The 4,327-nt window shown below is 49.1% G+C and carries 4 protein-coding genes; 3 read left to right on the top strand and 1 reads right to left on the bottom strand.

What is annotated here, in order from left to right; all coding sequences use genetic code 11:
- The first annotated feature begins 322 nt into the window (after window positions 1-322).
- The 3 genes from katG to CV945_RS16330 all read left to right on the top strand — a co-directional run bounded on the left by katG (window position 323) and on the right by CV945_RS16330 (window position 3,583).
- Complete coding sequence (gene katG, locus CV945_RS16320) at window positions 323-2,530, top strand: catalase/peroxidase HPI (RefSeq protein ID WP_100660168.1); 2,208 nt, start codon at window positions 323-325, stop codon at window positions 2,528-2,530.
- A gap of 396 nt (window positions 2,531-2,926) precedes the next feature.
- Window positions 2,927-3,352: an NUDIX hydrolase gene (locus CV945_RS16325; RefSeq protein ID WP_042381134.1), complete on the top strand. Its 426-nt coding sequence runs from the start codon at window positions 2,927-2,929 to the stop codon at window positions 3,350-3,352.
- Window positions 3,353-3,379: 27 nt separating this feature from the next.
- Window positions 3,380-3,583 carry a hypothetical protein gene (locus CV945_RS16330; protein WP_223812632.1) on the top strand — a complete coding sequence of 68 codons (204 nt, stop codon included), beginning with the start codon at window positions 3,380-3,382 and terminating at the stop codon, window positions 3,581-3,583.
- Between the two features lie 203 nt (window positions 3,584-3,786).
- Here the strand turns inward: CV945_RS16330 and CV945_RS16340 are convergent, their stop codons facing one another.
- On the bottom strand, window positions 3,787-4,131 hold the full coding sequence (locus tag CV945_RS16340) for a hypothetical protein (protein WP_232722289.1): 345 nt from the start codon (window positions 4,129-4,131) through the stop codon (window positions 3,787-3,789).
- Between the last annotated feature and the right edge of the window lie 196 nt (window positions 4,132-4,327).

The raw sequence follows: 4,327 nt of genomic DNA on the forward strand, positions 1-4,327 counted from the left end.
TGTTGAACTTTGCCGATTAAGCTCTCAACTGTAAATACAGCTTGTTGTACCATCAACATGCGATTCACCTCCTTGTCTATCAATATTCACATCATAGACCACATCATAGACAAGGAAAGAAGAAAATATTCAGCTCACTTTATGATGTGGCTGAATAGTTACAAAATAATAAAAGGTATCTTTTATTATTTACTATCAAATATAAATTTAGTATAATTCTAATGTACAAATCATTATCATTTTTGACTGGCAACAAAACAGTTAGAAATGGTAATGATGGAATTCCTATTTTTTGTTAATTAAGGGAAAGGAGAACAGGAGAATGGAAAATCAAAATCGTCAGAATGCAGCCCAATGTCCGTTTCACGGAAGCGTAACGAATCAGTCTTCGAATCGAACGATGAACAAAGACTGGTGGCCGAATCAGCTGAACTTAAGCATTCTCCATCAACATGACCGAAAAACGAATCCTCATGATGAAGAGTTCAACTATGCTGAGGAGTTTCAAAAACTAGACTATTGGGCGCTCAAAGAAGATTTGCGCAAACTGATGACGGAAAGCCAAGACTGGTGGCCGGCCGACTATGGCCATTACGGGCCGTTGTTTATCCGCATGGCCTGGCATTCAGCTGGCACGTACCGCATCGGCGACGGCCGTGGCGGCGCTTCGACCGGCACGCAGCGCTTTGCCCCGTTAAACAGCTGGCCGGACAACGCCAACTTGGATAAAGCGCGGCGGTTGTTATGGCCGATCAAAAAGAAATACGGGAACAAAATCTCTTGGGCCGATTTGTTCATTTTGGCGGGCAATGTCGCTATTGAATCGATGGGTGGAAAAACGATTGGATTCGGCGGCGGCCGCGTTGACGTCTGGCATCCGGAAGAAGACGTTTATTGGGGATCGGAAAAAGAGTGGCTCGCCTCTGAACGCTATTCCGGTGATCGCGAGCTCGAAAACCCGCTCGCCGCGGTGCAAATGGGGTTAATCTACGTCAACCCAGAAGGGCCGGACGGCAAGCCGGATCCAAAAGCAGCGGCGCGCGATATTCGCGAGACGTTCCGCCGCATGGGGATGAACGATGAAGAAACGGTCGCCTTGATCGCCGGCGGTCATACGTTCGGAAAAGCGCACGGCGCCGGCCCTGCCACGCACGTCGGTCCCGAGCCGGAAGCCGCCCCGATTGAAGCGCAAGGGCTGGGATGGATCAGCTCTTACGGAAAAGGGAAAGGGAGCGATACGATCACAAGCGGCATTGAAGGCGCTTGGACGCCGACGCCAACCCAGTGGGATACGTCGTACTTTGACATGCTGTTTGGCTATGACTGGTGGCTGACGAAAAGCCCAGCCGGGGCATGGCAATGGATGGCGGTCGACCCGGATGAAAAAGACTTGGCTCCGGATGCCGAGGATCCGTCGAAAAAAGTTCCGACGATGATGATGACGACCGATTTGGCGCTTCGGTTTGACCCGGAATACGAAAAAATCGCCCGCCGATTCCATCAAAATCCAGAAGAATTTGCGGAGGCGTTTGCCCGGGCATGGTTCAAGCTTACCCATAGGGATATGGGACCGAAAACGAGATATCTCGGCCCGGAAGTTCCGAAAGAAGATTTCATCTGGCAAGATCCGATTCCAGAAGTCGATTACGAATTGACAGAAGCGGAAATTGAAGAAATCAAAGCCAAAATTTTGAACTCCGGACTGACGGTCAGTGAACTTGTGAAAACAGCTTGGGCCTCGGCCAGCACGTTCCGCAACTCGGATAAGCGCGGCGGAGCCAACGGCGCCCGCATTCGTCTCGCGCCGCAAAAAGACTGGGAAGTGAACGAACCGGAGCGGCTCGCCAAAGTGCTGTCCGTCTACGAGGACATCCAGCGCGAACTGCCGAAAAAAGTAAGCATCGCCGACTTGATCGTCCTTGGCGGCAGCGCTGCGGTGGAAAAGGCAGCCCGCGACGCCGGCTTTGATGTCAAAGTGCCGTTTATTCCAGGACGGGGCGATGCGACACAAGAGCAAACCGATGTCCAGAGCTTTGCGGTGCTCGAACCGTTCGCCGATGGCTTCCGCAACTATCCAAAGAAAGAGTACAGCGTCGGTCCGGAAGAGCTGCTCATCGACAAAGCGCAGCTTCTAGGGTTGACCGCACCTGAGATGACCGTGCTCATCGGCGGTCTGAGGGTATTGGGCGCGAACTATCGCGATCTGCCTCATGGCGTCTTCACTGACCGCATCGGGGTGCTGACGAACGACTTCTTTGTCAACTTAGTCGACATGAACTATGAATGGGTGCCGACAGACAGCGGCATTTATGAAATCCGCGACCGGAAAACGGGCGAAGTGCGGTGGACGGCCACCCGGGTTGACCTTATTTTCGGAGCCAACTCGATCCTTCGTTCCTACGCGGAATTTTACGCCCAAGACGACAACCAAGAAAAATTCGTCCGTGATTTCATCAACGCTTGGGTGAAAATCATGAACGCCGACCGCTTTGATCTGGTGAAAAAAGCAAGGGAATCGGTCACCGCTTAATAAAGGGAAGAAAAACAAGGCAGAGGGAGAAGATTCCCTCTGCCTCGTTTTTGTAGAATACCAAACGGCTGCATAGGCAAAGAAAATCTTCACCGTAAAAACTGATTTTGCGAAGAGCTAGGGGAAATATTACTAAATAGGATAAAATAGTACTAGATCAAAAGGAGATAACATAAAGCTGGGGGATGAGGAAATCAAAACGGAATCAACACTCACGAGTGAATCAGGATGTCGCGGTTTGGGCCATTCGTGTCTTGTTGCGAGAACAATAATGAAGGACAATGGAGAATACGATGGAATTCTATGCATCGCGAGTGCCATGCTACGATTCTCTCACCATGAGACTGATGACTTTGTCTAGCTGAAAATGATCATTGATATAGGGGGCAGCGTTTCATGAACATACGCAAATGTTCTAGAGCCGTAATCATCAATGAACGGAATGAAATTCTTCTTCAGAGATTTGAATTTCGGGATGTGGTAGGAAACAAAGTGTTATGGGTGACTCCAGGGGGAGGGATTGAAGAAAACGAGACGCCGGGGGAAGCGTTAAAAAGGGAGTTATACGAAGAACTAGGCATTGTTGTCGACCTTCTCGGCGAGCCCCTATTCCAACTGGATGTATGGATCGAAGGGAAACAAGGTCCTTTTATTAGTCGTGAGATTTATTACAAAATTGTGATTCCATCGGACACTAGATTATCGTTCGAAAATATGACGAAAGAGGAAAAGGAGGCATGGCAACAGGTAAAATGGTGGAGTAAGGAAGAATTGCAGAACATCAATGATTTTGCGCCGCGTGAACTATTGAACTACATATAAAACGATGGGGTTCTTCTCGTTGGGATGATGATGGACCTCATCCATAACCTGCAAACGGTGAAAGAACAGCGGCAGTGGCTCGAACAATATGTGCCGAAAGAACTGATCCAGTCGTTATGTCATCAGTCCGAGGCAGAGATGAGGGCTATAGATCAAGAATGGGTTCACCTGATCCAAAAAACAAAGCAGTTGCCAGGCATTCCTGTGGGTCATCCAGAGGTGAAAACATGAATCGAACAGTATATGATTGACGTTTGTTGGTCCCGATATGACGCAAACGCTTGGACAACTTGAACGTGTGGAGGAGATGGGGCGAGATGCCGAAGTGCTCAACTGGATGCCGTCTCCTTTCACAAAGAAAGAGGGACAATGGCTGCAGCAGGCCATGGAGCACTACATGATGAAAAAAGGTTAGTCGAATCAAAAAAATCGGCTCATCGCGGATTCGCGGAGCCGATTTCTTTATTCATGTGAAGCAATCGCTTGGTGTTTTCCAACAAATTGTCATAAAAGCCATGGATGTCATCAACTGTAACATATAGCTTTCGCACCGTTTTTTTTCGGCCGAACAGTTCTGTCACTTCCACCGGCTGCTTCAAGCGGATTTCTAGTTTTGGTTCTTCTTCAAAAAAACTAGGCAATGTCACTGAATAAGCATCAGTTTCTTTTTTTCGTTTTTGTTTCGCGGTCACTACACGATCGGTTATTTGGCAAGCGGTCAAAGCATGGTTCGAAACGCCAAGGCAAGGAGCGAAGACCAAACAGGTTGTTTTTCCCACCAAGGAGGTCATCTTGTTTTATGTCCGACGATTTTTACGGAATCTCTCTCGCTTGCATCACGCGGCGGCGAGAAGGTGGGGGATCATCGGCCCTGTAGGGAACGCAAGAACAGAACGGGCGGTTTGGTGGATGCAGACCTTGGAGGGACGGGGGGTGGGCTCGATCATCCAAGACCTGTGGACAAACGAGAGGTGG

It is taken from the genome of Geobacillus sp. Manikaran-105 (assembly GCF_002809955.1).
Lineage (GTDB): Bacteria > Bacillota > Bacilli > Bacillales > Anoxybacillaceae > Geobacillus > Geobacillus thermophilus.

What these genes read in the sequence shown, in the direction of transcription:
- CV945_RS16325 (WP_042381134.1), top strand. Translation starts at nt 2,927, where the DNA reads ATGAACATACGCAAATGTTCTAGAGCCGTAATCATCAATGAACGGAAT.
- katG (WP_100660168.1), top strand. Translation starts at nt 323, where the DNA reads ATGGAAAATCAAAATCGTCAGAATGCAGCCCAATGTCCGTTTCACGGA.
- CV945_RS16330 (WP_223812632.1), top strand. Translation starts at nt 3,380, where the DNA reads ATGATGGACCTCATCCATAACCTGCAAACGGTGAAAGAACAGCGGCAG.